Annotated in this window: 23 protein-coding genes; 10 read left to right on the top strand and 13 right to left on the bottom strand. The window is 35.4% G+C overall.

Annotated elements, in window-relative coordinates:
* Positions 1-24 precede the first annotated feature (24 nt).
* The gene (locus ACMA47_RS16435) at positions 25-1,446 is read left to right on the top strand and encodes a PLP-dependent aminotransferase family protein (protein ID WP_413930629.1); all 1,422 of its coding nucleotides are present in this window, start codon (positions 25-27) and stop codon (positions 1,444-1,446) included.
* Positions 1,447-1,526: 80 nt separating this feature from the next.
* Here the strand turns inward: ACMA47_RS16435 and ACMA47_RS16430 are convergent, their stop codons facing one another.
* The 5 genes from ACMA47_RS16430 to ACMA47_RS16410 form a co-directional block, all read right to left on the bottom strand.
* Positions 1,527-2,123 (bottom strand): Crp/Fnr family transcriptional regulator, encoded by a 597-nt coding sequence (locus ACMA47_RS16430; protein WP_413930628.1) that lies wholly within the window; start codon positions 2,121-2,123, stop codon positions 1,527-1,529.
* Positions 2,120-2,500, bottom strand: coding sequence for a bacillithiol system redox-active protein YtxJ (gene ytxJ / locus ACMA47_RS16425; protein ID WP_413930627.1), 381 nt, complete (start codon positions 2,498-2,500; stop codon positions 2,120-2,122). The genes ACMA47_RS16430 and ytxJ overlap by 4 nt, the downstream gene beginning before the upstream one ends.
* Positions 2,497-2,958 carry a DUF1569 domain-containing protein gene (locus ACMA47_RS16420; RefSeq protein ID WP_413930626.1) on the bottom strand — a complete coding sequence of 154 codons (462 nt, stop codon included), beginning with the start codon at positions 2,956-2,958 and terminating at the stop codon, positions 2,497-2,499. The genes ytxJ and ACMA47_RS16420 overlap by 4 nt, the downstream gene beginning before the upstream one ends.
* The gene (locus ACMA47_RS16415) at positions 2,952-3,488 is read right to left on the bottom strand and encodes a YfiT family bacillithiol transferase (protein WP_288444593.1); all 537 of its coding nucleotides are present in this window, start codon (positions 3,486-3,488) and stop codon (positions 2,952-2,954) included. Before ACMA47_RS16415 ends, ACMA47_RS16420 begins: the two co-directional genes overlap by 7 nt.
* A 216-nt stretch (positions 3,489-3,704) precedes the next feature.
* Positions 3,705-4,847 carry a DEAD/DEAH box helicase gene (locus tag ACMA47_RS16410; protein ID WP_413930625.1) on the bottom strand — a complete coding sequence of 381 codons (1,143 nt, stop codon included), beginning with the start codon at positions 4,845-4,847 and terminating at the stop codon, positions 3,705-3,707.
* Between the two features lie 214 nt (positions 4,848-5,061).
* Between ACMA47_RS16410 and pncA the strand changes: the two genes are divergently transcribed.
* The 3 genes from pncA to ACMA47_RS16395 all read left to right on the top strand — a co-directional run bounded on the left by pncA (position 5,062) and on the right by ACMA47_RS16395 (position 7,424).
* Positions 5,062-5,667 carry a bifunctional nicotinamidase/pyrazinamidase gene (gene pncA, locus ACMA47_RS16405; RefSeq protein WP_034698270.1) on the top strand — a complete coding sequence of 202 codons (606 nt, stop codon included), beginning with the start codon at positions 5,062-5,064 and terminating at the stop codon, positions 5,665-5,667.
* A 192-nt stretch (positions 5,668-5,859) separates the two neighbouring features.
* A complete protein-coding gene (locus tag ACMA47_RS16400) occupies positions 5,860-6,183 on the top strand; it encodes an amidase family protein (RefSeq protein WP_413930624.1) in 324 nt (107 codons plus the stop codon).
* Between the two features lie 14 nt (positions 6,184-6,197).
* A complete protein-coding gene (locus tag ACMA47_RS16395) occupies positions 6,198-7,424 on the top strand; it encodes an amidase family protein (RefSeq protein WP_413930623.1) in 1,227 nt (408 codons plus the stop codon).
* Between the two features lie 154 nt (positions 7,425-7,578).
* On the opposite strand, the gene ACMA47_RS16390 is transcribed toward ACMA47_RS16395, so the two are convergent.
* Positions 7,579-8,760, bottom strand: coding sequence for a pseudouridine synthase (locus tag ACMA47_RS16390; RefSeq protein WP_253316053.1), 1,182 nt, complete (start codon positions 8,758-8,760; stop codon positions 7,579-7,581).
* A 101-nt stretch (positions 8,761-8,861) separates the two neighbouring features.
* Here ACMA47_RS16390 and aroB point away from each other — a divergent pair, with 101 nt between their 5' ends.
* The 6 genes from aroB (at position 8,862) to ACMA47_RS16360 (ending at position 14,684) form a co-directional block, all read left to right on the top strand.
* Complete coding sequence (gene aroB, locus ACMA47_RS16385; RefSeq protein ID WP_413930622.1) at positions 8,862-9,908, top strand: 3-dehydroquinate synthase; 1,047 nt, start codon at positions 8,862-8,864, stop codon at positions 9,906-9,908.
* A 277-nt stretch (positions 9,909-10,185) separates the two neighbouring features.
* Positions 10,186-10,821 carry a porin family protein gene (locus ACMA47_RS16380; protein ID WP_034698274.1) on the top strand — a complete coding sequence of 212 codons (636 nt, stop codon included), beginning with the start codon at positions 10,186-10,188 and terminating at the stop codon, positions 10,819-10,821.
* 231 nt (positions 10,822-11,052) lie between these two features.
* Positions 11,053-11,673, top strand: coding sequence for a porin family protein (locus tag ACMA47_RS16375; RefSeq protein ID WP_413930621.1), 621 nt, complete (start codon positions 11,053-11,055; stop codon positions 11,671-11,673).
* A 205-nt stretch (positions 11,674-11,878) separates the two neighbouring features.
* Positions 11,879-12,472, top strand: a complete 594-nt coding sequence (locus ACMA47_RS16370; RefSeq protein WP_413930620.1) for a porin family protein — start codon at positions 11,879-11,881, stop codon at positions 12,470-12,472.
* A 428-nt stretch (positions 12,473-12,900) separates the two neighbouring features.
* Positions 12,901-13,599: a porin family protein gene (locus ACMA47_RS16365; RefSeq protein WP_413930619.1), complete on the top strand. Its 699-nt coding sequence runs from the start codon at positions 12,901-12,903 to the stop codon at positions 13,597-13,599.
* A gap of 365 nt (positions 13,600-13,964) precedes the next feature.
* On the top strand, positions 13,965-14,684 hold the full coding sequence (locus tag ACMA47_RS16360) for a porin family protein (protein WP_413930618.1): 720 nt from the start codon (positions 13,965-13,967) through the stop codon (positions 14,682-14,684).
* A 105-nt stretch (positions 14,685-14,789) separates the two neighbouring features.
* On the opposite strand, the gene ACMA47_RS16355 is transcribed toward ACMA47_RS16360, so the two are convergent.
* From ACMA47_RS16355 to ACMA47_RS16325, 7 genes are all read right to left on the bottom strand, one after another.
* Positions 14,790-15,737: a glycerophosphodiester phosphodiesterase family protein gene (locus ACMA47_RS16355; protein WP_413930617.1), complete on the bottom strand. Its 948-nt coding sequence runs from the start codon at positions 15,735-15,737 to the stop codon at positions 14,790-14,792.
* Positions 15,738-15,881: 144 nt separating this feature from the next.
* Positions 15,882-17,381, bottom strand: coding sequence for an amidophosphoribosyltransferase (gene purF / locus ACMA47_RS16350; RefSeq protein WP_413930616.1), 1,500 nt, complete (start codon positions 17,379-17,381; stop codon positions 15,882-15,884).
* 66 nt (positions 17,382-17,447) lie between these two features.
* Positions 17,448-17,807, bottom strand: a complete 360-nt coding sequence (locus ACMA47_RS16345; protein ID WP_407846442.1) for a four helix bundle protein — start codon at positions 17,805-17,807, stop codon at positions 17,448-17,450.
* A 35-nt stretch (positions 17,808-17,842) separates the two neighbouring features.
* Positions 17,843-18,565 carry a phosphoribosylaminoimidazolesuccinocarboxamide synthase gene (gene purC, locus ACMA47_RS16340; RefSeq protein WP_034698289.1) on the bottom strand — a complete coding sequence of 241 codons (723 nt, stop codon included), beginning with the start codon at positions 18,563-18,565 and terminating at the stop codon, positions 17,843-17,845.
* 36 nt (positions 18,566-18,601) lie between these two features.
* Positions 18,602-19,297 carry a DUF3307 domain-containing protein gene (locus ACMA47_RS16335; RefSeq protein WP_413930615.1) on the bottom strand — a complete coding sequence of 232 codons (696 nt, stop codon included), beginning with the start codon at positions 19,295-19,297 and terminating at the stop codon, positions 18,602-18,604.
* Between the two features lie 2 nt (positions 19,298-19,299).
* Positions 19,300-19,905, bottom strand: a complete 606-nt coding sequence (locus ACMA47_RS16330) for a SatD family protein (protein WP_034698295.1) — start codon at positions 19,903-19,905, stop codon at positions 19,300-19,302.
* Between the two features lie 430 nt (positions 19,906-20,335).
* Positions 20,336-22,249 (bottom strand): endonuclease, encoded by a 1,914-nt coding sequence (locus tag ACMA47_RS16325; RefSeq protein WP_413930614.1) that lies wholly within the window; start codon positions 22,247-22,249, stop codon positions 20,336-20,338.
* Positions 22,250-22,420: the final 171 nt, after the last annotated feature.

The following is a 22,420-nucleotide window of genomic DNA, read 5'->3' as shown; positions in this document are numbered from 1 at the left end:
TTTGCATGAGCACAGTTTAAAAATATGAGTAAAGAATTTTTATATACAGAAATTGCAGACGGAATTGCAGGACAGATCAGAAATGGTATTCTAAAGACGGGAGACAAGCTTCCTTCTGTGAGAATGCTATGCCAGGAACATCAGGTGAGCATGAACACAGCCAAGCGTGTTTTTCTGGAACTGGAATCCCAGTCTTTGGTAGAATCTAAACCACAATCCGGGTATTTTGTAAGCCAGCTGCTCTCTGCCAAACTTCCTTTACCCGAAGTAAGCCGTCCATCATTGATCGCCAATAATGATGAACCGGATGAACTGATCAGTAAGGTATATGAAAATATGGGTAAAAAAGATCTTACCTTTTTCTCTATTGGGATTCCATCAGGAGCTCTCTTACCTCAGGCCAAACTTAAGAAAGAAATTGTAAACGCCACAAGGGAATTAAAAGACGGTGGTACCGAATATGAAGAACTTCAGGGAAATCTGAAATTAAGAAGAATGATTGCTGTACGTTCCCTGCAATGGGGAGGAAATCTGAGCGAAAATGACCTGATTACCACCAATGGTGGAATGAATGCTCTTTCTTTCTGTTTAATGGCTTTAGGAAAACCAGGAGACACCGTTGCTATCGAAAGTCCTTGTTATCCCGGAATTCTTCAGCTTGCCAATGGTTTGGGGCTAAAAGTCCTGGAACTTCCTACCCATCCTACTACCGGAATAGAAATTGAGGCTTTAAAAAAATTAATGCCCAAAATAGATCTGTGCTTGTTGATTCCCAATTTCAATTCACCTTTGGGAAGCTGTATGCCTGATGAAAATAAAAAAGAAATTGTAAAAATACTTTCTGAAAATAATATTCCACTGATAGAAGATGATGTCTACGGAGATCTTTATTTTGGTTCCAGTCGCCCGAAATGCTGTAAATCTTTCGATAAAGACGGAAATGTATTGTATTGCAGCTCTATTTCAAAAACTTTAGCTCCCGGATATCGTGTAGGCTGGATTGCACCAGGAAAATATAAAGATAAAATTCTTAAGCTTAAACTTCTGCATTCCACTTCTTCTATTTCGATTGTGAATGAAGCTGTTGCCAATTTTCTGAAATCCGGGAAATACGAAAAACACCTTCAGCAGCTTCGCAGAACTTTACAGTTCAATTATCAGAACTACGTACAGACCATTGCGGAATCTTTTCCTGAAGGCACAAAAACCAGCCGTCCGCAGGGAGGCCTTTCTTTATGGATAGAATTTGATAAAAAGATTCGAACAACAGAATTATACGATCTGGCCATCAAACAGAATATCAGTATCGCTCCAGGAAGAATGTTTACTTTCCAGGAACAGTTTGAAAACTGCATGAGGCTCTGCATAGGTCTTCCATGGTCGGAAGATACACAGGCAAAACTCAGACAGGTTGGACAGCTTGCCAAAAAGATTTATTTAAAGTAAGGAAGATGGAGGCTGGAAGATTGAAGCTCTTTTATATTCACCAGAACTTCAATCCTCCTTCTTCCATCTCCCAGCCTTTCTTATTTATTATCCGGGATGAAATTTTTTCTCGCCAGCTCCTTTCTTACACGGCTCAGGCTCTCAGGAGTAATTCCGAGGTAAGAAGCAATCATCCATTGTGGAACTCTCAGGAGTAAATCCGGATACATTTTTATGAATTTCATATACCTTTCTTCTGCAGTCTCTCCCAATAAAGAGTTGATCCTGTTTTGAAGACTTCTGATATGTTTCTGAAGAAGAAAATCACTTCTTTCAATGCTATTCGGAAATTGTTCTACCAGCTTGTTGAAGAAATCAGGGTGAAGAAACAAAACTTCAGAATCTTCCACTGCTTCTATATAATAAATGGATTTCTCATTGAAATAAAGGCTGCTTCGGTCAGAAATCAGCCAACTTTCCGGAGCAAACTGTATAATATGTTCCTTTCCATTTTTATCAATGGAATACATCTTTATCAGCCCTTTTTCTACAAAGAAAATATGTCGGCAGATTTCGCCATACTGAAGAAGAAACTGATTTTTAGCAATTTTCTTTACTTCATAGTGCAGGCTACAGGTATTCACATTCTGAAGCGGAACATTTAAAACTTTGGCTAAATAATTATTTATATTCTTCATGATACAATCTGGCTTAAAGAAATATCCTGGTGTGAAGCACTGTTAACAGGTTTTCCGTTCTCTATGACAATCAGTTGCGGACTTTCGTGTCTAATCTCAAAATCTGCTGCTATTTTGTTAGAAACAGGTCGGTGTGCCAATAAATCCAGATAATATACATTCACCGGCTGGTCTGAATTCTCTATTTCTTTTTCAAAGTTTTTCAAAACTGTCCTGCTTATGAAACAGCTTGTAGAATGTTTGAATATCGCTATTTTATTCTGAAAAGAGTCTTCCATTGCTTTGGCTAGATCTTCTTCAGATTCTATCTTTTTCCAGAATGTTTTTTGGTCAGGGGTTTCGTCTTTACCACCGAATATTTTATCAAAAAAACTCATACATTAAATTGTTTTAGATGATGATCAAGATGTTTGTATTCTAAAAATGTCCAGTCTTTTTCAGTCATTGTACCGAATAATCTGTGGCGGCCCGGCAGGTTGTTTTTTTCACAAACTTCCCGGAATTCTTCCAGCGTTTTCAGCAGATTGGTTTTTGATACATCAAAATCACACTCAAAATTAACGATTAGTTTTTGAAAAGTAGGCATGTTTCTGGGAATTCCATTATTGAAAATATGCATTTCTATTTTAGTAAAAATCCCTACTGCCTCAAAAATGACATTAATACGGGGAAGTTCGAGCTTTCCCAAGGCTACCTGAAGAACTAAATCACAATGCTTTAGCATTTGACATACATTCATCTTTCCCCACTTTCCATGAGAATTTTCAGATAACAGAGAAATTCTGTCTTTAATTTCCTGATAGTATATAGGATTATTGAGACTCTTCCTTACCAACCTTTTTCTATCTTCAGATTTTCAATATGAGCAAAATGATGATTGCAGTGCCACACGTATAAAGCTAGGCTTTCTCTTAAATTATAATTTTTATTGTGCTCAGGATGATGGAAAGTTCTTTCAAACTGTTTATTGGTAAGGCTTTTAAGAAGAACTACCCATCTTTGGTGTGTTCCCTTCAACATTCTCATTGCCGGTTTTACGGGCATATGAAAACTGTCCTGAAGTTCCGCCCATTTCGCTTCATCATAAGGCTTTATGGTAGGATTTTCTTCTGTCAGCGCCAGTTTGAAACGGATAAAGCTGTTCATATGACTGTCAGAAAGATGATTCACAAGCTGCCTTACTGTCCAGCCTCCTTCTCTGTAAGGAGTATCCAATTGATCGTCTGTAAAATGTTCAATAAGATTCTTTAGCCTGCCAGGGAAGTCTTTGATTACTTTGATATAAGTATCCAATGTGATATCACAAATGTTTTCAGGCACTTCAAACGGGCCTATTGGAAACTTTTTTTTCTCTAAATCAATCATTGTTCAGGTTTTAATTTTTTAATTATTGCCAATTTGTATTATTCTTATTTGCTATAATAATTGACGGATATCAGCTTGCGCGAATTTATCAAAAATTCAAGAATATAAAGTGAATAAAGCATTAATTATACCGATAATGATTTTTGTGGTACCGATTTTTCATTAAAAAAGGCTTCAATTGTATAAACTGAAGCCTTTCTTAATTATAATAAAGGATTAATATCCGTGTAAATCAATACCTTCCGTTCTTTGCAGGGTTACTTTTCTACCCATTTTCTTTTGAATCACCCTGAAATGCTGCAATTCATCATCCGTCAGAATACTGATTGCAGTTCCTTTTTCATTGGCACGCCCTGTTCTACCAATACGGTGGATATAATCCAGTGGTGAACGCGGCAACTCGTAATTGATAACACATGGCAGAGATTCAATATGAATTCCACGCCCAATTAAATCTGTAGCCACCAAAATCTGAGCTCCGTTTACTTTAAATTCTTCCAGATTATTTCTCCTCGCTCCCTGTGACTTCTGGCTATGAATGGCCACCGCTTTTATTTTATTCTTTTTAAGTTTTTCTACCAGATTATCAGCAGATCTTGTAGACGAAACAAAAATCAAAGCCTTTTCTACTTTCTTTTCTTTGATCAGATATCGTAAAAAAGGTCCTTTATTTTCCGGAGCAACATGATAAGCCAGCTGTTCGATATTATCAATTTCAACTTCTTCTTTTTTAATCTCAATAATCGTAGGATTGATAGAAAGACGTTCTTTCATTTCTGAAACTTTATCATTCAATGTAGCTGAAAATAAAGTGGTTTGCTTCGCTACAGGCATCATGGCAAATACCTTATTCATTTCTTCACCAAACCCTAGCTGAAACATTTTATCAGCTTCATCAATCACCAAATGTTTAATTCCTGAAATACTTAATGCATTATGATCAATTAAATCCAGCAAACGTCCCGGAGTGGCAATCAAAACTTCCACTCCAAACATTCCCTTCATCTGTGGATTGATAGAAACACCTCCGTACACTGCCATCGTACGGACTTCTCTCTTTAGATTTTCTGTGAATGCCCTGAAAACTTCATCTATCTGAATAGCTAATTCCCTGGTAGGAACCAATATTAAAACCTGAACATTACGGTCTTTTTTAACTTCCGCATTCTGTAATTTTTCTAGAATCGGCATCACAAAACAAGCAGTTTTACCGGAACCTGTCTGAGCAATTCCCATCAGGTCCTTCCCTTGCAAAATGACAGGGACAGCCTGCTCTTGTATCGGGAATGGTTTTAAATACCCTAATTTTTTGACAGAACGAATAATATTGTGTGATAATCCTAACGATTCAAATGACATAAAAATACTTATTTCCTGCAAAGATACGCTATTGATATTTGGTGTAAGCCTCAAAATACAATAGGCTGCAGATAAACTTCAATTATTTAAAATTTTATGCCTTTCATTCAAAAACATTGAAAATTTATGTTGTCGATTTGTCCGATAATTCAGGTTTGGACAAATTTTTGAAGATTAGTTTTGTAAATTTATCAAAAATTCGAGAAATCAAAATATGAAAAAAGCGTTAATAATAGTCGATGTACAGAATGATTTTTGTGAAGGCGGAGCACTTGCAGTCCCTGGAGCCAGCGAAATTATTCCATACATCAATCTCCTGATGGAAGAAAATGAATATGATCAGGTAGTTCTTACACAAGACTGGCATCCTGCAGGTCATAAAAGTTTTGCAAGCAGCAATGGAAGAAAGGTAGGAGAAAGTATTATTTTAAATGGAGTTCCACAATTCATGTGGCCCGATCACTGTATTCAGGGAACTTTCGGGGCAGAATTCCATAAAGATCTGAACAGAGACAAAGTAACCCACATTGTACAGAAAGGTAAAAATATTGAAATTGACAGCTACAGCGGTTTTCAGGATAACAACCACTTTATGAAAACCGGTTTGGATGACTTCCTGAAGTATCATGATATCCAGCTGGTAGAAATTGTAGGTCTGGCATTAGACTATTGTGTTAAATTTACAGCACAGGATGCAGTAGCCAACGGATATGTAACCTGTCTTCATTTCAATGGAACCCGTGCAGTAAACGTAAAACCTGACAACGGCAGAGATGCCATCTATGAAATGATTGAAAAAGGAGTAACTGTGTTGGGTTAATTCTTTTTAATGATGAATTATAAATGATGAGTTATGAATTTTGGAATTCACAACTTACTACAATAAAAAAGCGCAGAAAATAATTCTGCGCTTTTTCTATAATCAGGACTCTGGCTTTCAACAGCCTCAGATACAATATATAATGATTGCAAGAATTCGGCATAATTCTTTATATTTGAAAAAACATTTATAATGAAAAAAATAATTCTATCTGCTGTAGTCTTTTTTGGTGTTTTTGCCAAGGCTCAGGATACAACAGATTCGCAATTCAAATATCTGGAATATGATATTGAAAAGATCCAAAATTTGTATAGAAACAATAAAGTGACGGTAAAAGAAGTTGTTGAAGCTTATTTTAAACGCATCAATGATATTGATAAAAATGGAATACAACTAAATTCTGTGATCTCCACCAATCCGGATGCTATTAAGATTGCTGACTCTTTGGATCATTTGAATTCAAAATTTAAAAATAAACCTTTATTTGGAATTCCTGTATTATTGAAGGATAATTAGATACGCATGATAAAATGCCCAATACGGCAGGTTCCCTGGCTTTAAAAAACTCTTTTCCACTACAGGATAGTTATCTCGTTAAAAAACTTAGAGATGCAGGTGCTGTAATCATTGGAAAAACCAATCTCAGTGAATGGGCAAATTTCAGAGGCCAGAAATCCACAAGTGGTTGGAGTGGGCTGGGTGGACTTACCAAAAACCCTTATATCCTAAATAGAAATACCTGCGGATCCAGTGCTGGTTCAGGGGTTGCTATCTCCTCCAATCTTGGCATAATAGCAATCGGTACAGAAACTAATGGATCTATCGTTTGTCCTTCCAGCTTCAATGGAATTGTTGGTTTAAAACCTACTGTCGGCTTAATTTCCAGACAAGGAATCATTCCCATTTCCAGTTCACAGGATACCCCGGGACCAATGGCAAGAACGGTGAAAGATATTGCCATAAGCCTTGGAACTATGGTAGGTGAGGATGAACATGATAAGAAGACCATTGGTAATACACCATTTCTACATAAAGATTATACCCGATTCCTTACTCTAACAGGATTGAAAGGAAAAAGGCTCGGATATGTAAAAGGAATTACCAAAGGAGCAAATAAAAAAGTGGACGATTTATTCTTACAAACATTAAAAATACTGGAAGCTCAGGGAGCCATAATTGTTGAAATAGAAAAAGATTGGATTTCCCCTGAAATTTCAAAAAGCTCCTTTGAATTGATGGTCAGTGAATTTAAGGATGATTTGAATGATTATTTAAAATCTTTAGGGAAAAATGCAGTAATAAAAAATATAGATGAATTAATCGCTTTTAACAAAAAGAATAAAGAAGAACTTCAATACTTTGGACAGGAATATTTAGAGATTTCAGCAAAAAGTAATGGAAAGAAAGATAAGGATTATAAAAAGGCTGTTACAATTGCCCAAAAAGGCAGCCAGCAAGGAATAGACTCTACAATAAAAAAATATAATTTAGATGCGATAATAGCACCTACTACTGCGGAAGCATGGAAAACGGATTTGAAAAATGGTGATAATTATGAAAATTTCTATTCAAGTTCCAGTGCTGCAGCTATTGCCGGATACCCAAGCATTACCTTACCAATGGGCTATATAAATAACTTACCGATTGGTATTTCTTTTTTTGCCGGAAAATGGGAAGAAGGTAAACTGATCAATATGGCCTATACATTTGAACAGAACAACCCACAAAGAAAAGTTCCTCAGTTTTTAAAAGAATAGCAAGTATATCATCAATTACAATATATCAAATACAGCTTTTAACTCTTGGTCTTTTATAATTGATTAATCGTCAGCTTATTTCAGGACGGGACATACAAAAAAAGCGCAGAAAATAATTCTGCGCTTTTTTATTCTTTACTCTCAAAAGTACTGTTTAAAGCATTTTAAGGTTGTTCACTTCCAGTTCTGTAAGGATTCTCCAGTGTCCTCTCTTGATATTCTTCTTCGTTAATCCTGCAAACATTACTCTGTCTAAAGATTCTACTTCGTATCCTAATCTTTGGAAAATTCTTCTGATAACACGGTTCCATCCGATGTGGATCTCAATTCCGATTTCATTCTTAGGTTTCCCTTCAATATATGAAATCTGATCAACCACAGCTACTCCTTCATCAAGACGGATACCTTCTGCAATAAGACGTAAATCTTCACCAGTAAGTTTTTTATCCAATGTTACATGATAAATCTTCTTAGCATCAAAAGATGGATGCGTCAGTTTCTTAGTCATGTGTCCGTCATTGGTCAGTAAGATAACTCCTGTTGTAGAACGATCCAGTCTTCCCACCGGGAAAAGTCTGTAAGGAGAAGCATTCGCTACAAGATCCATTACAGTTTTTCTTGCTTTATCGTCTTTTGTAGTAGAAATATAACCTTTTGGCTTATTCAAAAGTACATATACAGGTTTTTCAGGAGTAATGCTTTGTCCGTCAAAAACTACTCTGTCTGTTTTCTGTACCTGATATCCCATTTCAGTTACCACCTTTCCGTTGACTTCTACCAATCCCTGAGTAATCAGCTCATCAGCTTCTCTTCTGCTGCAGATTCCGGAATTAGCGATATACTTGTTAAGACGGATGCTGTCTTTATGAACGTCTTTTTCAATTTTATTCAGCCTTCTTTTCTGTACAAAAGATCTTGTTTTGTCATCATTTCTTTCTTCACCATTGGATGGTCTTCTTCCGTATTTCAGACTGCCTCTTTCATACTTATCTCTGGTATCGAAATTTCTTCCGCCTCTTTTAGGTTTACCGAAAGATTTTTTCTCATAGCTCTCACTTTTGTTCGTGATATAAGGTTTTCTTTCAGATTTTGAACCTGAATCTTCGTTAGAATTTTCGAAACTGTCTGTATTTCTTTTGAAAGGTTTCTTTTCAAATCTTGAGTTGGATCCCTGATGTTCTGGTCCTTTTCTTCCTCCGTCTTTAGAGAACGGTTTCTTAAAAGGCTTTGATCCTGAAGAATTTCCAGATCTGGAAGCACGAGAATCATCAGAACTTTTCTTGGTTGAAATTCTTGGTCTCTTTGGTCTGTCTGAATTATTATTATCTCTGCTCATTCTAAAAATTTCTGCAAAGATAGTAATTTAGTTACGAGTTAAAAATTAAGAATCATAACTTTGCACTATAGTTTACATTTTAACTTTACATAAAATAGAAGATGATAACAATATTAAACGATAATTTTTCACAGCTCAACGAGTTTCTTCACGAAAAAACTTTCAGTAAAATTTTCATTCTTGTAGATGAAAACACGCATGAATACTGCCTTCCTGTTCTTTTAGGAAATATGGAAACGGACCTTGGCTTTGAAATTTTAGAGATTGAAGCCGGAGAGGAAATGAAAAATATCCAGACAGCCAATCAGCTTTGGGAAATTCTTACAGAAATGCAGGCGGACAGAAAAGCGCTGGTTATCAACCTTGGTGGTGGTGTAATAACCGATATGGGCGGATTTGTGGCATCTACTTATAAAAGAGGAATACAGTTTATCAACATCCCTACTACCCTTCTATCGATGTGTGATGCTTCTATAGGTGGAAAGACCGGGATCGATTTGATGCACTATAAAAATATGGTGGGAACTTTTGCTTTCCCTGAGCAAATCTTTATTTTTCCCAAATTCTTAGAAACATTACCTTTTAAAGAATTAAGAAGCGGATTTGCTGAAATGCTGAAACATGGGTTAATTGCTGATAAAAATCATTGGGATCAGCTGACACAGATCCGTAAACTGGAAGTGGAAATGGTAGTCCCACATATTCAAACGTCTATGAATATTAAGCAGAATGTTGTGGATCAGGATTTCCATGAGCAGAACATTAGAAAAACACTTAATTTCGGGCATACCATAGGCCATGCGGTAGAAAGTTTATGTCTGCAACAGGAAAATCCAATCCTTCATGGTGAAGCTGTGGCTATGGGAATGATTGCTGAAGCTCATCTTGCTTACCTTGAAAACCTTATTTCTGAAGAAGATTCAAAAATAATCATTGAAAACATTCAGAGATATTACCCTTACCTTGATATCAGTGATTTTAAAGATGAAGATATTACCGCTTTACTATTGAATGACAAGAAGAATACCGACAGCAAAATCAATTTCTCTCTGCTTTCAGGAATAGGTTCTTGCATCTATGATCATCAGTGCAGCCAGGAAAATATCCTTGAATCTTTATCTTTTTATAGAAAATTGAACGATGCTTAACGTTTTTTTCGAAAAATAAATTCATTTTAAAACCTGTTTTTGACAAAATTGTCAATTTAGACCATGTCTAAACAAACATTTATTTAAAATCATAAAGAATTAATAATCAATAATTTATTTTAAAAATCACTTAAACACTAAGTGATTTTTTTATTGATTTTACTCATAAAAAATATTTTTGGCAAGCAATTTGAAAGATACTCTGCGTTCAACTGAAAAGCTGAACAAGTAGTAAAATTTAAAATTAAGAAAGAGTAAAATTAAAAAAATTAAAGTTATGAAAAAGTTAATTTTAGGATTAGCGTTAACTGCAGGAACATTCGCATTCGCTCAACAGACAGGAAACACATCTTCTAATCCGGTAACATTTGGAGTAAAAGGAGGTATGAACGTTTCTTCACTTTCAAAAGATAGTGGTCTTGATGATCAAAAATCTAAAATAGGATTCAACGCAGGTGTATTTGCCAACATTCCATTAGCAGCTTCATTCAGCGTTCAGCCAGAGGTTCAGTATTCACAATATGGTAATAAATCAAATTATACGTTAGGAAATACTAAGTTTTCTGCTTCTACCAAATTAGATTATATTACAGTACCGGTAATGTTCCAGTACAACCTGATTCCAAATCTTTATGTGGAAGCAGGACCGGAATTTGGTTTCATGGTAAGCGCTAAAAACAAGTTCAAAAATGAATCAAACGGAGATTCTAACACTACTGATAACTACAAAGACAATCTAAATACATTTAACTTTGGTATCGGTCTTGGAGCTGGATATTATTTCACTCCGAACTTAGGACTTACCGCAAGATATGTAGCAGGTTTAACAGATGTAGCGAAAAACAGACCTAGTGGATCTGATGCTACAAGAAACAACCTATTCCAGGTAGGATTAGCTTATAAATTTAAATAAGCTACTCATTCACTAACAAATTTTATATTCAATAGAAAAGAACAGATTAAAAAATTAATCTGTTCTTTTTTTATGTTAAAATAACAAAGTGTTGATAAAACAACAAAAATACATCCCAATTTGATGACTTATGAATTTGTTAAAAACCCATAAAGTCTTTATACAAGGGGTTTCCCGGCATATTGTTTGTTGCTTCTCGGACGTTAAACAACGTAAAAATTAAACTAATCTATGAAAAAGATTTTTCTAGGCCTGGCACTTATTGCAGGTACCTTTGCTTTTGCTCAAAGCACTTCAACTTCTACAGAAGCTACTACTCCATCCACATCTTCTTCTAAAATCAAATTCGGTTTGAAAGCGGGACTTAATGTTTCCAATCTTTCTAATATGAATATGAATTCAAAAGCAGGATTCTACGGTGGTGTTTTTGTGAATATTCCTGTCGCTAAGGATTTTTCAATTCAGCCGGAAGTTTTATATAGCGCTACGGGAGCTAAAGAAAAAGGAGGCAGTAATGCAAAACTTAATTTAGAATATCTTTCTGTACCGGTAATGTTCCAATATAAGGCACTTCCAAATTTCTATGTAGAAGCAGGTCCTCAATTTAATTTTTTAATTGATGCAAGGTTAAAGAAAAGTGAATCTACGGGCCTTCTTAAAAATGGAACTCAATCTTTCGATTTTGGAATCGGATTGGGAGCAGGCTACTATATTACCAAAAACATTGGGATAAATGTGAGATACACTGCCGGATTATCTGATATTGTAAAAACAAAATATCACTACGGATATGACAGAGAAGGATCTGTGAGAAATGGTGTATTCCAGGTAGGAGTAAATTACAAATTCTAAAGCTTTATTAAGCTTTTTTCATTAAGTTTTTATAATTAAAGTGGAGTCGGATTAAAATTAATCCGACTTTTTTAATACAATAGAAAAATTATTCTTCAAAAAACACAGTAAATAGTAGATTCACAGCATATTTAAACTTTGGCACACAGTTTGTTTCTTAATGAAAAGTTAAATAAAACTTAAAAACTATTAAAATATAAAACTTATGAAAAAGATTTTTTTAGGCCTTGCCCTAGTAGCAGGTACTTTTGCTTTCTCTCAGAAAACTTCAACTTCAACGGCTTCTGCTTCACCAGTTAGATTTGGTGTAAAAGCAGGTCTTAATATCTCTACTCTTTCTGATAATGACTTCAACTCTAAAGCTGGATTTTACGGAGGAGTATTCGCTAACATTCCTGTAGCTCAGGACTTCTCTTTCCAACCGGAAGTTATGTATAGCGGAATGGGAGCAAAATTTAAAGCAGACAGCGATGCTAAAGCAAACCTAGATTATATCTCTGTTCCTTTAATGCTTCAGTACAATGCTCTGCCTAACCTATACCTGGAGGCTGGACCACAGTTTAGTTTCCTTGTGAATTCAAAATTAAAATATAAATCAAACTCTACAGATGCCAAAGATGTTTTCAAATCATTTGACTTCGGAATTGGTCTTGGAGCAGGATACTATTTCACACAAAATATCGGAGTTACTGCAAGATATGTTGCAGGTCTAACAGATGTAGCGAAAAACAGACCTGATTTATCTGAAGATAAAGCGAAAAACGGAGTATTCCAATTTGGTTTAGCTTACAAATTCTAAAAACAAACTTTCTATTCAATACAAAGCCGGATTATAGTAAATCCGGCTTTTTTATTGTTTGAATATTTTTTGGCAAGAAATTTGCGTATTGAATAGTTGATTGTACTCTATTCCGGAAATTTCCAACTTACGGTCTTGTTTTTTACAATGAGTATGCTTTGATTCAGTTGATATTCAATTGAATATCAAAATTAAAATCTAACTATTACCATTAACTTTTAACGAGAACTGTGTCAGGTGGGCTGGACATTAGAGTGCACAACAGAATATGAAATATATTTTGTTTTATCATTTAAATACATTTTGATTTCAATAGAAAAAGTCAGGTTTATTAGTTTAAGCCTGACTTTTTCGCATCCGCATGATTTTTATCACTTCTTATCTTTATGGCAGATAATTTGCCATAACCAGAAAATAAAACTTAAATCATGAAAAAAATTTTTCTGGGACTTACACTTGTTGGCTCTTTTTTAATGAATGCTCAGGAAAAAGAACAGTCTCCCACCAAACCATCTTCAGTAAAATTCGGGATTAAAGCCGGTTTTAATGGGTCTACTTTCAGCAGAGGGGAAAGAAACGAAGTTGATAATAGCGAAAAAATCAAAGCTGGTTCACATATTGGAATATTTGCCAATATTCCTATTGCTGAAAAATTCAGTGTACAACCCGAACTTCTTTTCAGCCAGCTAGGCTCAAAAACGGAAGATCTCTTTATTCATGATTCCGGAGATTATTTTACGAAGCAGGAATATGAGTACAAAACTAATTTAAACTACCTTACTCTTCCTATTATGGTTCAATACAATATTCTTCCTCAATTGTATGTGGAAGCAGGACCTGAATTCGGTTTACTTCTGGGAGGGAAAATAGAAGGGGACGGAAGAAACGAAGTAAGATACGATAATACAACGACTGTTAATTCTGAGAGTTTCTCCGATAAAATTTCAATGAAATTATATAATAAATTCAATTTTGGAATTGGAATTGGTGCAGGATATTATTTTACTCAAAATTTTGGAGTGACTGCAAGATTTACAGCCGGTATAACAGGAATTTTCAAAAATGATTACGGGAGTAAAGTCAGAAATAATGCGCTTCAGCTTGGAGTGGCTTACCGCTTTAAATAGAGATATTTATTATTTTCAAAACTGATGCCGGGCTTTTAATAGTCCGGTATTTTTATTTCTATTCTTAAAAATAACCCGGAAGACCTATTAATTCTTGAAAAAGCTAATTCAAGTTCAAAATTTTTTATCATTTCAATTATCAACAATAAAGCCTATTGAGCATTCAACTATTTTCACAAAATATTCAGTTTACAACATATTTATTCATCAAAAAGGGATAAATGATTTAAAAAAAACTTTACAAAAACAGTCTAAAAACCCTTATAAACAGGCATTTTTCAACTTTGGCAAGCAATTTGCAAAATAATTCGAGTCTGATTGAGAGATCATCCGACACACAAATAGTAAAATTAAAAATTAAAATTATGAAGAAGTTATTTTTAGGATTAGCATTAACTGCTGGTACGCTAGCTTTTGCTCAGGAGACAGAAACAAAGACAGAAACGAAAACAGTAAATGCATCACCACTAAAAAAAGATGTTCAGCCTATTAGATTCGGGATCAAAGCAGGGGGAAACTCAGCGTATTTCAGCCAGCAGAAATTTGGAATCAACACTCAACAATTAGGTTTCCACGCAGGTGTATTCGTTAATATTCCAATTTCTAAACAATTCAGCTTCCAGCCAGAGGTATTGTATAACCAAATGGGTGCAAAAGATGTAATGTATTCTACAGAAACTGACAATGGAGTAACGAATGTAAAAACTAAAGTACAGAGCAGAGTAAAAATGGATTACATTTCAGTTCCATTAATGGTTCAGATGAGACCTACTGACAAGTTCTATATTGAAGCAGGACCTGAATTCAGTTATTTCATTAACGGAAAAAATAAAGGAGAATCTACTGTGGCAAGCACTACAGGAGGTGTTACAACAACTACATCAAATTCTCACTCTACAGATATCGACAAAGATATGATCAACAAATTCAACTTCGGTTTAGGCCTTGGTTTAGGATATGATATCACTTCCAATATCGGTATCAATGCAAGATATGTAAACAGTTTAACAAAGATTGATAAAAGCATGTCTGCCGCTGAAAACAACAACAGAGTGTTTCAGTTAGGTGTGAATTATAAATTCTAATCAAAGAACCAATTTTTTAACCCTAAGTGCAGAGCAATCTGTACGTATAAAATAGCCGGAAGTATATCTTCCGGCTATTTATATTGAAGTATAATAGTAATAGTTTTATTCGAATATTCTCGGATCATCACTGATGACACCGTCTATTCCCATCTCTTTTAACTCTTTTAATCTTTCTTTGGTATTCACAGTCCATGGGATTACTTTCATGCCCAAAGAATGGCATTCCTGTACTAATTGCGGGGTCACAAGACTATGTTCAGGGCTGTAAATAGTAGGAGTAAAACTCAGGAACTTCATATCTCCGGCTACTCCACTCAGGTGATCGGGATACATTTTGAACTTTTCTACAGGAATATTTTTAAAATAAGCCTGCTGCTGAGCCAGCTTTTTATCATCTACCTTTTCCACCAATAAAGCAGTCATAATTTTAGGATATTCTTTATGAAGAATTTCCAGTGTTCTTGGATCAAAAGACTGAATGACCACTCTGTCCTGAATCTTTTTTTCTACAATAATTTTCATCATCAGATCTACAAACTCCTTCGGTTCCGGATGAAATATATTATCAGAAAAAGGACGGGTTTTCGTTTCTATATTGTAAAAAGGCAACGGTCTTTTCAATTCACGGGCATAAGCTTCAGATGCATCAATGACGTCAGAAAAGAGAGGTTTCTGAACTTTTATTTTCTTTTGATCCGGATAATTATTCAATTTTTTTAATCCTACGTCAAATGTTTTGATCTTTGCGTAAGTCATTTCATATATTTTGTAATAAAAACCTGAATCTTTGGGAATGTAAGTTCCATCCGGTTTTGTAACCAGTTCCGGTGAAAGAAAAGCATCATGGGAAAGAATCACTTTTTTATCCTTGGTGATGGCCAGATCCATTTCCAGAGTTGTCACATTCATTTTCAGGGCATTCTTCATTGCCGGGATCGTATTTTCGGGGTAAAGAGATTTTCCTCCGCGGTGTGCCTGCTTGTCAAAAGACTGCGAAGAATACAGTTGGGTAAATACCAGAAAAATACCCATAAAAAGTGCGTTTTTCATATCCTGAAGTTTTAATCTGACAAAATTAAAACTCCTTTATATATTGAATACTACAGGAATATTAAGCTTTTGCTACATTTAAACAACAAAAGAGCCGGATTACAAATCCAGCTCTTCTATTTTGATATTTTTTAGATAAAGAGATTAATTGAATAAATCTACTTCTTCTCCTTTTCCTACTGGATATTCTTCTGTAAAGCATCCGAAACAGTGGTTAGCTGATCCTAAAATGTCTTTCAGGTTGTCTATGCTTAAAAACTCTAAGGAATCTACTCCCAGATAATTCTTAAGTTCTTCCGTAGTCATATTTGCAGAGATCAAATCATCTTTAGACGGAGTATCAATTCCCAGATAACAAGGAGCGATAATGGGTGGAGAAACACTTCTGAAGTGAATCTCTTTTACACCTGCATCTTTTAAAATTTTAACCAATCTTTTAGATGTTGTTCCACGAACAATAGAATCGTCAATAATGACTACTCTCTTATCTTTCATCTCAGAAATAATCGGGTTCAGCTTAAGGTTCACTACCCTTTCTCTCATTTCCTGTGTAGGAACGATGAAACTTCTTCCGATATATCTGTTTTTGATTAAAACCGGACGGAAAGGTATTCCTGAAGCTTTAGAGAAACCAATAGCAGCCGGAACTCCGGAATCCGGAACTCCAATCACCAAATCAGCATCTACAGGAGCCTGTTCCCAGATTTTCTCTCCAGATTTTTCTCTGATCTCGTATACATTGATGTTTTCTAAGGTAGAGTCAGGTCTTGCGAAATAAATATATTCGAAAGAACAGATTCTCTGCTTACCTTTCGCTTCATCCATCATATAAGAATGAAGTTTCCCAGGTTCGTTTTCATTGGTATAAATGATCTCACCCGGAAGAATATCACGTACATACTGAGCACCTACAGCATCCAATGCTACAGATTCTGAAGCTACTACATAAGATTTCTCATCAATAGCTCCCAATACTAACGGACGGATACCGTTAAAGTCTCTGAATGCAAAGAATTTGTTTCTGGTCATCCCTACTACAGAATAAGCTCCTTCGATCTTTTCCATGGTTGCTTTAATAGCTCCACGAAGACCTAAATCAAGGTTTTTCTGGATCAGTCTCAGGATTACTTCAGAATCGGAAGTCGCTCTGAAAACTACACCTTCAGCTTCTAATTCTGCTTTTAATTCTTTGGCATTGGTAAGGTTACCGTTGTGTGCTATAGAAAGTATAATCTGGTCATATTCGTTTTTCGCGAAAAATGGCTGGAAATTATATTTCTTTTTATCTCCTGCAGTGGTATAACGGGTATGCCCAATTGCAGAATTTCCCATAAAAGTCTCAGGTTCCTGAATTTCTTTATAAACATCCAAAACCAGTCCTTCGTCTTTCATGTTTGTGATTCTTCCATCCTTTAAAACGGAAATACCACAAGCCTCCTGACCTCTGTGCTGTAATGCAAAAAGACCAAACTGTGAAAGAGAGAAAGTATCCAGATCATTATCCGAATACATTCCGAAGATCCCACATTCTTCATTAGGAGCATCCAGTCTTTCCTCTTCCTGAGTTCTGAAAAGATTCCTTCCGTAAGTCTGGGTTTCAAACTGTTTTAAATATTCACTTTTATGAATGTCTAAACTTTTCATTTCTATTTTTTCTAATGATTAGAAGTTAGATATTAGATGTTAGAAATTAGTCTAAGTTAACTTCAATTATAATTTTAAACTTGCCTTTAATGAATAAATCATTTTTTGAATTTCAGCTAAAAGTTCCTTTAAAGGAGCTATTTTCATTTCAGATATAAAATTTAAATCAATCAGTAACTGAAGTTGAGTTTGTAGCTCATAAGTAGAACCAAACGCAATTCCAAGGAACTGATAAAATTCATTTTTATTATTTCTTCCGGCTCCCTCAGCAATATTAGATGGTATCGAAACTGCACATCTTCTGATTTGAGATTGTAGTCCGAATTTTTCCTCCGTGGGTAATTCAGCAGAAATCAAATAAACTTCTTTCACCAAAGCCATTGATTTTGTCCAAACCTTCAAATCTTCTATCCGATGTGATTTCATCCTAATTTCTAATATCTAACTTCTAATTTCTGAAATTATTTTGCAAGTAAGTTCTTCAATCGGTTGTAGATTTCAACATAAGCCTCAGTAACTTCTCCTAAGTCTCTTCTGAATCTGTCTTTGTCTAATTTCTTCATAGTATCTTTATCCCAAAGTCTGCAAGTATCAGGAGAGATTTCGTCTGCTAAGATGATTTCACCGTCTGAAGTTTTACCTAATTCGATTTTGAAATCTACCAGGATGATATTGATTTTGTCAAACAGGTCGATAAGGATATCATTGATATCTGAAGATAACTCATACATCTCGTCAAGTTCTTCGTAAGTAGCTGCTCCTAAGAAAACGGCATGGTGATCATTGATAAGCGGATCTCCCAATTCATCTTTTTTATAGCAGATATCGAAGATCGTTACCGGAGATTTAATTCCTTCTTCCACTCCTAATCTTTGTGCCATACTTCCTGCAGAGTAATTTCTTACTACCATTTCCAAAGGAATGATAGATACTTTTCTTACCAGCTGCTCTCTTTCGTCTAATTTTTGGATGAAATGAGTTTTGATCCCTTTTTCATTTAAATATTCAAAAATAAGAGTTGTGATCGCGTTGTTCATTTCCCCTTTAAGGTCTACCTGACCTCTTTTTTGAGCATTAAATGCTGTAGCATCGTCTTTGAAACGTACTACTACTTCATCAGGATTATCGGTTGCAAATACTTGTTTTGCTTTCCCCTCGTACAACATTTCTTTCTTTTGACTCATAATTTTACTTTCTAAATTGTAGTTAGATTTATTGATTTATTTTATTATTATTCCTGTTAAGACAGCCAGTCCAAAACTCAGCAGTGTACCAATTAATACATATTCTGTAAGCTTTCTCTGTTTTGCCTGTGCAAGGTCGCTGAATCTGAAAACAGATTTGGCAGCCACCATGAAACCTACGCCTTCCCAGTGATTCACCATGATAAAAGTGAAGACCAGCAGACGTTCTAAAATTCCGATATATTTTCCGGCACTTGATAAAGATTCGGTTTGAATTGTGTTGGGGCCATCCGGAGCAGGCGTCCATGATGACAATAAGATTTTGATAAAAATAGAAGCTGGTGTTGTTAAAAACAGTGCCGCCATAATTATCTTTAAAAATTCCTGATTCTGTAAAAATCCAAAGCTGAATTCCTGGAAATATAAAGAAACTCCGCCAATCACCAGAACATGCAGCAACTGATCTATGAAAAACCATCTTTTCTTAGTCTTTACATTCTGGAAACTAAGCTTCGCTGCATCAATAATAAAGTGAGTAATTCCCACCAGAACAGCCACCCACCAAAGTTGAAGATCCCAAAGAAAAACAAGACTTAAAATGGTGTGAATCAGAATATGAATGTATAAAAACTTACTTTTTAGTTTATAGTTTTCCTTATCTGCAACCCATGAATTTGGCTGAAGTATAAAATCTCCGAGTAGATGTGCCAATATGAGTTTGATAAAGATCATGCCTATAGTTCTGAGATTTTCTTTCTGAAATACTGATTGGTTTCCACGATAAGCTCATAGTTGGCTCGTTTCAGTCTTTGGCTTACCGAAGACTGTGAAATAGCAAATCTCTTAGCAAGATCTTCCTGTGTGATATCCTGATTCATGATCATTTCATGAATAATCTCTGCCGTAGCCATCGTCCAGTTATCAAAATCCTTGGACGACCATTTCAACAGAATATTAAGATCCCTGTCTACCGGATCACTGGAAGTTTTAATAGCAACCGTATGACCGTCGCTTTTAAGATCATTAAGCAGTCTTCCGGAATTCACATAAGCTGTACCGTTAGATTCAGTGATTTTCTCAGAAGAGAAACTTTCCTCACCAATACCTATGGCCATTCTTACATCCAGATTTTCGACACTTTTAATAAGAGATTTTATGGCTAGAAAACGCCAGAAAACGTCATCAATTTTGCACTTGAACTGAAACTCATCTCCCCTGTAGATTTCCCATGTGTGAGGAGCGCTTCCCCATTTTTCGAGAAGATGTTTAAGTCTGGTAATCCAAACTTCAGTGTCCGCATGCTGTGAATTTATAATATCACCGGTAATGACCGCTATCATACTGCAAATATAAGCATAATTACTTATATATAAAAAATATAAGCAGAAACACTTATAGATATTCATTATTAGCGAATCAGCTTATATCAATGATACAGTAAACATAAGGTTTTTAAGACGTTATATAAAACTTCAAAATTACAGAAATGCAAAAAAATGTTCGATCTTTTATTATTATATTTACTTTAACTCTACTTTTTTCATTTTTTTCAGGCAAGAAGCTGTTCCTGCTATCCGCTCATACTCCTCGCGCCATCGCTCTCCCACACTCAAACCCAACTGCGGGGTAACCGCTACTATCAGGGCTAAGAAAGTCAGTGCGAGCAAAACGAAGCCATCTCTTGAATTATTTCTACACCCTATAAAAATAAACCTAACAGGTTTTTAAAACCTGTTAGGTTTGGCTGATAGTATTTAAATCTGATGTTATTTACTTTTTAATAAACTGATGCGCTTTCTCATCAAGCTTTAAGAAATATATTCCTGTAGAAATTCCCTGTACAGAAATACTTTTCTTAAACCTGAAAGGATCCTTCTCCGTATAAATCACTTTCCCGGAAAGGTCTATAATCTGAGCCGCTTTTACCCTTTCCATTTCTTCCTTCACATAAAGATGATCATCAACCGGGTTCGGATAGATGGTAAACTCATTATTAATAGTAATCAGTTCCGCTGTAGACAATGTACCACCCAGATTCTGACAGTAATTGGACGGATAAGAATCCCATTCACTGATAGTAAATGTATCGTTAGGCTGATTGACTGTATTCTTTCTATATAAAGATACATTTCCGTTGTTATTGGTTGTATATTTTACTCCGATAGCATCTACTGTAACCGTTTTATTATAAGCTAGCTCAACATAGTTTCCGCCTGCAAACATCATAGGATCAGAAGCCGTTACAAATCTAGCCTGGCCAGCGGTATAACATAACAGAGTACCTTTTGGATTCAGAATAACAAAAGTTTCGTTATTCCCTACTTTACCTTCCAGTTCGTAAGTATCTCCACTGTAGATAGCTCCTGAAGAATTATTTTTAAACTGAATATTAATCCTGTAATTATTTAAATTAACTTCATGCCCTGTTTTATTAACGATTTCCAGAGCATTATTCTTTATAAATTCCGTATTCGTTCCCGATATATATTTCGTAATCATAAGATCCGGAGCATATGAATCCGAAGCAATCGTTGAAGCTGTCAATGTATTGCTGAACGGAGATTCCAGATATGCTTTATCAAAAGCTTTCACTGTAAAGGTATAAGTAGTTGAAGGATTCAGATGATCTATACTTATGGAATTCCCTTTGGTAACCGCAACAGGTGTCGTTGATCCGTTCATATAAACTCTGTATCCTAAAACATCAGTATCGGGAGAAGCGGTCCAGTTCAAATTGACAAAATAAGCATTCTGCTGGGTTGAAACCAATGATCCAGGAGCAGCGGGAGCAACATTATCCGGCGTTTCGGACCAGATCATATCAATCCACTCAGGATGGTCAATGAATGGATTTCTGTTTTTCTGTATGGTATAGATCGTATTGTTCCGGTCAATTTCTCTCTGCGAAACAGGATCTGCAGCACTCCATTGTTTCAGCATAGCAATATAAGCAAGATCAACTGCTCTTTCTTCCGTTCCATCCAATGGACACTGATCGGTTACCGGAGTAAGATTAGCTGAAGTAGTATAAGCCGTATTGAATGAACCTAATTTCCCTTCATATCGTACTGCAAAATATAGCAATGACCTCGCGATATCACCTTTGAATTCATTAATAGGTTCATACACTCTTCCCGTATAAGGGTAGTTTGGAATGGCTGCATTAGATATTCTTGAAGTATTGGAAAAAATATAATGATTCGTATTATTTCCTATCCCATAAGGATAATTGCTTCTTCGCTGATTGATATAACCATCAACAGGAATAATAAAGTTCAGATCCGAATACATAGGATAATCACTGATGGATGAGCTTGTACTGAATGTACTTTGTGGCATCATATGTTCCCTGTTGTATCCCTGACCTTCCGCACCTACACCTGCTACCATCTGATCTACAGTGTATTCATAGGAATCAGGCCCAGAAGGAATTTCAGAATAGATATCCAGCAAATATTGAGTATTGGAAGCATCGTGATCATAATATTTATCCAGATCAGTCTGCCCATATAACACCTTAAGATCGTCATAATGCCAGTTGACCATCTTTTCCGAAATAATATCGTGAAGCTTTGATTTCAGAGCATATCCTGTCAGTCCGGAAGTTCCGTCGTAATATCCGGCAGGAGCCTGCGCAGCAATATAAGAGGAAATTAAAATGATAGGAAGTAGAATTTTTTTCATGCTTTAAAAATTGGGGAACTAAAATAGTGAAATAAAAACCGGAAAAGGCTGAATATTTTATTAAGAAAGTATTAATTCTCAAAATATAAAAATTTGAAAATTAAAGGGATTACCCTTTAGATATTACGATTGAAATAATTTATTTTAGCATTCCATCAATTTGGTTATCTT

The sequence above is a fragment of the Chryseobacterium sp. T20 genome, from assembly GCF_047345655.1.
Taxonomy (GTDB): Bacteria; Bacteroidota; Bacteroidia; order Flavobacteriales; family Weeksellaceae; genus Chryseobacterium.
The sequence above is the reverse complement of the archived record's forward strand: the minus strand, read 5'-3'. Positions and strand labels throughout refer to the sequence as shown.

Excerpts from the sequence above, each read along its gene's own strand:
- ACMA47_RS16400 (WP_413930624.1), top strand. The coding sequence starts at position 5,860 with ATGAAAAAAATAATTCTATCTGCTGTAGTCTTTTTTGGTGTTTTTGCC.
- ACMA47_RS16390 (WP_253316053.1), bottom strand. The coding sequence starts at position 8,760 with ATGAGCAGAGATAATAATAATTCAGACAGACCAAAGAGACCAAGAATT.
- ACMA47_RS16345 (WP_407846442.1), bottom strand. The coding sequence starts at position 17,807 with ATGAAATCACATCGGATAGAAGATTTGAAGGTTTGGACAAAATCAATG.
- aroB (WP_413930622.1), top strand. The coding sequence starts at position 8,862 with ATGATAACAATATTAAACGATAATTTTTCACAGCTCAACGAGTTTCTT.
- ACMA47_RS16325 (WP_413930614.1), bottom strand. The coding sequence starts at position 22,249 with ATGAAAAAAATTCTACTTCCTATCATTTTAATTTCCTCTTATATTGCT.
- purF (WP_413930616.1), bottom strand. The coding sequence starts at position 17,381 with ATGAAAAGTTTAGACATTCATAAAAGTGAATATTTAAAACAGTTTGAA.
- ACMA47_RS16415 (WP_288444593.1), bottom strand. The coding sequence starts at position 3,488 with ATGATTGATTTAGAGAAAAAAAAGTTTCCAATAGGCCCGTTTGAAGTG.
- ACMA47_RS16395 (WP_413930623.1), top strand. The coding sequence starts at position 6,198 with ATGCCCAATACGGCAGGTTCCCTGGCTTTAAAAAACTCTTTTCCACTA.
- ACMA47_RS16410 (WP_413930625.1), bottom strand. The coding sequence starts at position 4,847 with ATGTCATTTGAATCGTTAGGATTATCACACAATATTATTCGTTCTGTC.
- ACMA47_RS16330 (WP_034698295.1), bottom strand. The coding sequence starts at position 19,905 with ATGATAGCGGTCATTACCGGTGATATTATAAATTCACAGCATGCGGAC.
- ACMA47_RS16365 (WP_413930619.1), top strand. The coding sequence starts at position 12,901 with ATGAAAAAAATTTTTCTGGGACTTACACTTGTTGGCTCTTTTTTAATG.
- ACMA47_RS16370 (WP_413930620.1), top strand. The coding sequence starts at position 11,879 with ATGAAAAAGATTTTTTTAGGCCTTGCCCTAGTAGCAGGTACTTTTGCT.
- ACMA47_RS16430 (WP_413930628.1), bottom strand. The coding sequence starts at position 2,123 with ATGAAGAATATAAATAATTATTTAGCCAAAGTTTTAAATGTTCCGCTT.
- ACMA47_RS16335 (WP_413930615.1), bottom strand. The coding sequence starts at position 19,297 with ATGATCTTTATCAAACTCATATTGGCACATCTACTCGGAGATTTTATA.
- purC (WP_034698289.1), bottom strand. The coding sequence starts at position 18,565 with ATGAGTCAAAAGAAAGAAATGTTGTACGAGGGGAAAGCAAAACAAGTA.
- ACMA47_RS16380 (WP_034698274.1), top strand. The coding sequence starts at position 10,186 with ATGAAAAAGTTAATTTTAGGATTAGCGTTAACTGCAGGAACATTCGCA.
- ACMA47_RS16355 (WP_413930617.1), bottom strand. The coding sequence starts at position 15,737 with ATGAAAAACGCACTTTTTATGGGTATTTTTCTGGTATTTACCCAACTG.
- pncA (WP_034698270.1), top strand. The coding sequence starts at position 5,062 with ATGAAAAAAGCGTTAATAATAGTCGATGTACAGAATGATTTTTGTGAA.
- ACMA47_RS16360 (WP_413930618.1), top strand. The coding sequence starts at position 13,965 with ATGAAGAAGTTATTTTTAGGATTAGCATTAACTGCTGGTACGCTAGCT.
- ACMA47_RS16435 (WP_413930629.1), top strand. The coding sequence starts at position 25 with ATGAGTAAAGAATTTTTATATACAGAAATTGCAGACGGAATTGCAGGA.
- ytxJ (WP_413930627.1), bottom strand. The coding sequence starts at position 2,500 with ATGAGTTTTTTTGATAAAATATTCGGTGGTAAAGACGAAACCCCTGAC.
- ACMA47_RS16375 (WP_413930621.1), top strand. The coding sequence starts at position 11,053 with ATGAAAAAGATTTTTCTAGGCCTGGCACTTATTGCAGGTACCTTTGCT.